Source organism: Streptomyces sp. NPDC059853 (assembly GCF_042731495.1).
Lineage (GTDB): Bacteria > Actinomycetota > Actinomycetes > Streptomycetales > Streptomycetaceae > Streptomyces.
The window spans coordinates 1-5,059 of record NZ_JBHWJL010000266.1; the positions used below are offsets into that span (position 1 = coordinate 1).

At 76.1% G+C, this 5,059-nt stretch carries 4 protein-coding genes and 1 pseudogene; all 5 read left to right on the forward strand.

The genetic code is table 11. From position 1 onward, the window contains the following. Positions 1 to 1,889: hypothetical protein (locus tag ACFV5N_RS22175; RefSeq protein WP_385602580.1), on the forward strand; the 1,889-nt coding region annotated here is incomplete at its 5' end. 50 nt (positions 1,890 to 1,939) lie between these two features. After that, positions 1,940 to 3,271, forward strand: a complete 1,332-nt coding sequence (locus tag ACFV5N_RS22180; RefSeq protein ID WP_385602583.1) for a DegT/DnrJ/EryC1/StrS family aminotransferase — start codon at positions 1,940 to 1,942, stop codon at positions 3,269 to 3,271. Positions 3,272 to 3,350: 79 nt separating this feature from the next. Next, positions 3,351 to 4,193, forward strand: coding sequence for a histidinol-phosphatase (gene hisN / locus ACFV5N_RS22185; RefSeq protein WP_019433837.1), 843 nt, complete (start codon positions 3,351 to 3,353; stop codon positions 4,191 to 4,193). Continuing rightward, the gene (locus ACFV5N_RS22190; RefSeq protein WP_019433838.1) at positions 4,190 to 4,798 is read left to right on the forward strand and encodes a GNAT family N-acetyltransferase; all 609 of its coding nucleotides are present in this window, start codon (positions 4,190 to 4,192) and stop codon (positions 4,796 to 4,798) included. The genes hisN and ACFV5N_RS22190 overlap by 4 nt, the downstream gene beginning before the upstream one ends. A gap of 34 nt (positions 4,799 to 4,832) precedes the next feature. Continuing rightward, a pseudogene (locus tag ACFV5N_RS22195) lies at positions 4,833 to 5,059 on the forward strand (hypothetical protein); the annotation flags it as partial.

Here is a 5,059-nt window from a genome sequence, read left to right on the forward strand (position 1 = left end):
ACCTCACCCTGGTGGGCCCCACCGACCGGCTCGGCTTCGCCCTCACCACCGAACTGCGCCACCGCCACCCGGGCCCCGCCCTCGGCGTCCTGTGCGCCGACACCCCCGACCGGCTCGCCGACCTCGTCCTCAAGACCCTCGCCCACCCGGCCGCACCCGCCGGCCGGGACGCCCTCCTCGCCCCCCTGCTCAAGGGCGCGGAACCGCTCACCCAGGGCAGGCTGACGATCTATCCGCAGGACGCCCTGGACCCGGCCGCCTTCGCCGCCCCGGCCGGTGCCACCGCGCCCGGCACAGCCGAACGGCCGCTGCTGCGGGTCCTCAGCCTCATCACCCACGGCAGCGAGGACTATCTGCGGCTCACCCCCCGCGACATCCTGTGCGGGCTCACCCCCGACCCCGCCGAGCAGGCCGCCGCCCGCGCCACCACCCACACCCTGCCCGCCTGCATGCGCGGCGACGACTGCGTCTACCCCGGCGCCCGCCGCCTGGACCCGGCCACCGTCCCCGCCCAGATCGTCTTCGTCAACGCCTGCCTCACCCTCAAGTTCGGCACCCAGCTGTTCGGCCGCCACAACCGGTTCACCGTCGCCCGCCGCTTCCTGGACGGCTGGGCCGGCACCTACATCGCCAGCCCCCTCCTCAAGGACGGCACCCCGGCCGAGAACCTGCTCTTCCACCACCTCCTCGACGAGGGGCTCACCGTCGGCGAGGCCGTCCGCGAGGTCAACACCGCGCTGCGCGCCTGGGGGATCGACGCGCCCGAGATCCTGGTGATCGGCGACCCGGAGGCGCGCTACACCGACCCGTCCGCCCCCGCGCCCGCTCCGGCGCCCGCCGGAACCGTCACCGTCACCGAACGGGCCGGCGGCGCCCGCATCACCTTCCACCACACCATGCCCGCCCGCACCCGGGTCCCGCTGCGCGACCCCGCGCTGCGGGAGGCCCACCGCGCCGGCCGGCTGCGGGTCACCGCCGACACCCCGTTCGGCGGCCGGCACCCGGTGTACGCGACCTCCGCCGTCCTGGACGGCACACCGCACGTCGTCGTCCTCGGCTTCCAGGACCGCCCGCTCACCGGAACGCGGACCTCCCGCACCCTCACCGTCACCGACGGTGCCCCCTCCACCCCCGCCGACCGGATCGTGCGCGCCGTCGAACGCTACGAGAACCTCGCCTCCCTCGACATCCGGCTCGACAAGACCCGCTCCGTCCTCGCCGACGCCGCCAACAGCCTGCCCGCCGTGGCCCGCCGCGTCCGGGCCGGCATCGGCGACCTCACCCAGTCCGAACCCCTGGCCAAGGCCACCGGACGCATCCTCGGCAACTGCGCCCGCCTCGACCGGCATCTGCTGGCCACCCTGCTGCGGCTGACCGAGACCCGCGAGTACCACTTCGTCGAGGCGTACCGGCCCGCGTACGCCGTGCGCGCCGTCGACAGCCCCTACGGCCGCTGCCGCTACTGCGGGGAGCCGCAGCACCGCTACCACAGCGCCCATGTGCTGCGCCCCTGGCTGACCCGGCAACTCCTCAGCTGCCCGCTGTGCGGCGCCACCCAGGACACCGAGGACGACTCGGTACGCCTCACCCTCACCGGCGAGACCCGGCTGGACCCCGAGCGCCCCGCCGAACTCACCGCCGTCATCGACAACGACGGCGAGGAACCCCTCGACGTCCTGCTCGGCGCCCGCATCACCCGCGGCCGGGCCTACGGCTTCGGCTTCCGGCTCGACCCCGACACCCTGCGCGTGGACCCCGGCGCCACCGGCCGCGCGCGGCTGACCATCACCAGCGGCACGCCGCCGGTCCGGCACGCCATGCTGCTGCGGCTGTACGCCGTGGGCATGGGGCGGATCGACTTCGCGGGCCGCGAACTGTGGTTCCGCTGACCCGGCGCCGACCCCCACCCACCCGTGTTCCCGAACCGTGGAAAGGCCCCATGACCAGGACCAGCGCGGACGACCGGCTCGCCCTCCTCGGCGGCCGGCCGGCCATCGGCCACCCCCGCCCCCACGAGATGTGGCCCCCGCCCGGCGACGCCGCCGAACTCGCCGACCTGACCGCCCAGCGCAACGCCGACATCTCCATCAAGGGCAGCAGCGGCCCCATCCGCGCCCTGGAGGAGGACTTCCTGGACTTCCTCGACCACCGGGTCCGCTGGGCCGTCACCTTCAACTCCGGCACCAGCGCGCTGCTCGCCGCCTACTTCGCGCTCGGCGTGCGCGAGGGCGTGGACGTCATCGGACCCGCGCTCACCTACCACGCCGCGCTCAGCCCGGTCTTCGCGCTGCGCGGCGACGTGGTCCTCGCCGACATCGACCCGGCCACCCGCTGTCTGGACCCCCGGGCCCTGGAAGCCGCCGTCACCGAACACACCCGGGTCGTCACCGTCGTCCACCAGTGGGGCCACCCCGCCGACATGGACCGGGTGCTCGACATCGCCGCCCGGTACGGACTCAAGGTGCTGGAGGACTGCTCGCACGCGCACGGCAGCCGCTACCGGGGCCGCCCCGTGGGCACCTTCGGCGACGCCGCCGTCTTCTCCCTCCAGGCCGCCAAGGCCGTCTACGCCGGGGAGGGCGGCATCCTCGTCACCAACGACGCCGGGGTCCACGACCGGGCCACCCTGCTCGGCCACTACCGCGACCGGTCCCGCGACGAGGTCACCGACGCCCGGCTGCGCGACCACTGGGTCACCGGCTTCGGCCTCAAACTGCGGATGTCCCCGCTGAACGCCGTCGTCGCCCGGCACGCGCTCGCCGCCTTCCCCGCCCGCCGCGACGCCCGGCACCGCTGTCTGCACCACCTCGGCGGGCTCATCGCCGACGTGCCCTACCTGGAGCCGGTCACCGTCGCCGACGACGTGGACATGGGGGCCTGGTACGGCTACAAGCCGCTCTACCGGCCGAAGGCACTGCCGGGCGTGGACCGCGCCCTGCTCATCGACGCGCTGCGCGCCGAGGGCATGGAGGCCGGCGCGCCCTCCGCGCCCCGGCTCGGCACCCTCCCGCTGTACGCCGCGCCCGAGAACCCGCTGTTCCCCGGCACCGCCAAGCGCTCCGCGGGTGCCATGCCCGGCTCCGCGGCCGCACACGTCGAACAGCACGCGCTCTCCCTGCCCACCTTCAGCCGCTGGCCGCAGGACAAGCCGCTCATCGAGGAGTACGCCGCCGCCTTCCACAAGATCGCCCGGCACGGCGCGGAGCTGGCCCGGTACGCGGAGCACCGCGCGGCCCCGGCCGACGCACCGGCCGACGCACCCGCCCGCTGACCCGGGGCCGCCCGGACCCCCGGCCCGTCCGGACCCGGGCCGTCCGATCCGCCCGACCCGTCCGACCACCGGAGACCCCGTGGACGCACCGCACCCCGACGACGTCCGGCTCGCGCTGCGGCTCGCCGACACCGCCGACGCGCTCACCCTGCGGCGCTTCCGCGCCGGCGACCTGCGCTGCCGCAGCAAACCCGACCGCACCCCGGTGACCGACGCGGACACCGCCGTGGAGGCCGCCGTCCGCCGCACCCTGCGCGCCGAGCGGCCCGCCGACGCCGTCGCGGGGGAGGAGGGCGGCGGCGCCGTCACCGGCGGCAGGACCTGGATGGTCGACCCCATCGACGGCACCAAGAACTATCTGCGCGGCCTGCCCGTCTGGGCCACCCTCATCGCCCTGCTGGACGCCGGCCGCCCGGTGCTCGGCGTCGTCAGCGCCCCCGCCCTGCGCAGCCGCTGGTGGGCGGCCCGGGGCGCCGGTGCCCTGCTGCGCCGGGCCGGCGCCGCCCCCGTACCGCTGCGGGTCTCCGGCGTCGGCCGGCTCGCCGACGCCTATCTCTCCACCACCCGCACCAGCACCTGGCACACCTTCCACTCCCGCCCCGCCTATCTCGCCCTGGCCGACGCCTGCTGGGAGGAACGGGCCTTCGGTGACTTTCTCCAGCACTGCCTCGTTGCGGAGGGTGTGCTGGACATCGCCGCCGAACCCGTCGTCGCCCCCTGGGACGTGGCCGCCGTGCGGATCGTGGTCGAGGAGGCCGGCGGGCGCTGCACCGATCTGCGCGGCGGCGACCCGCTGCGCGGCACCGGGGCGCTGTCCGCCAACCGCGAGCTGCACCGGCAGGCCCTCGCGATCCTGGACCGGTCCCCGGCGGGACCGGCCCCCGACGACCATCCCCCCGGCGAGGAGACACCCCCACCATGACCGCACTGGACACCGGCGTCCGCCCGGCGGAACCGCAGGACACCCCGCGCGCCGTCCGCACCCTGGGCCGCGCCCTGGCCGGCTACCCCGCCCTGCGCCACACCGTCGACCCGGACGGCCGGGCCGAACGGGTGACCGCCATTCAGGAACTCTTCTTCACCCGGGTGGGCCTGGAAGCCGGCCGGGTCTGGGTCGCCGACGGCGGCGACGCGGTGGCCGTGTGGACCACCCCGCACAACGGCAACGCGGGCGCGGTCTTCGCCGAGATCGGCCCCCGGCTGGCCGAGCTGTGCGGCACCCGGGCCGCCGCCCAGGAGGCCCTCGACACCGCCCTCGCCCCGCACCGGCCCACCGAGCCCGTGTGGTTCCTCGCCACCGTCGGGGTGACCCCCGAGCGGCAGGGCGCCGGACTCGGCGGCGCCGTCCTGCGGCCCGGCATCGAGGCGGCCGAGGCGGAGGGCGTCACCGCCTTCCTGGAGACCTCCGACCCGCGCAACCTCCCCTTCTACCAGCGGCTCGGCTTCGAGATCAGCGCGGACGTCACCCCGGCCGACGGCGGCCCCCGCACCTGGTGCCTGCGCCGCCCCGCGGCCGGCCACGCGTAGCGCACCCCCACCGCTCAGAGAACGGAAGCCGCCCATGACCCTCCCCGGCCCGCCGGTCCCCGACCACCGCGCGCAGTTCCCCGACCAGTCCCTGCTGCTGCGGCTGCTGTGGGGCTACATGACCTCCGACCTCGTCGAACTCACCGTCCGGCTCGGGCTGGCCGACCGCATCGGCGACGGCGCCCACGCCGCCGCGCTCGCCCACGCCACCGACACCGACCCCTCGTCCCTGCTCCGGCTTCGGCGCGCCCTCGCGCGCCT

What these genes read in the sequence shown, in the direction of transcription:
- ACFV5N_RS22180 (WP_385602583.1), top strand. Translation starts at nt 1,940, where the DNA reads ATGACCAGGACCAGCGCGGACGACCGGCTCGCCCTCCTCGGCGGCCGG.
- ACFV5N_RS22190 (WP_019433838.1), top strand. Translation starts at nt 4,190, where the DNA reads ATGACCGCACTGGACACCGGCGTCCGCCCGGCGGAACCGCAGGACACC.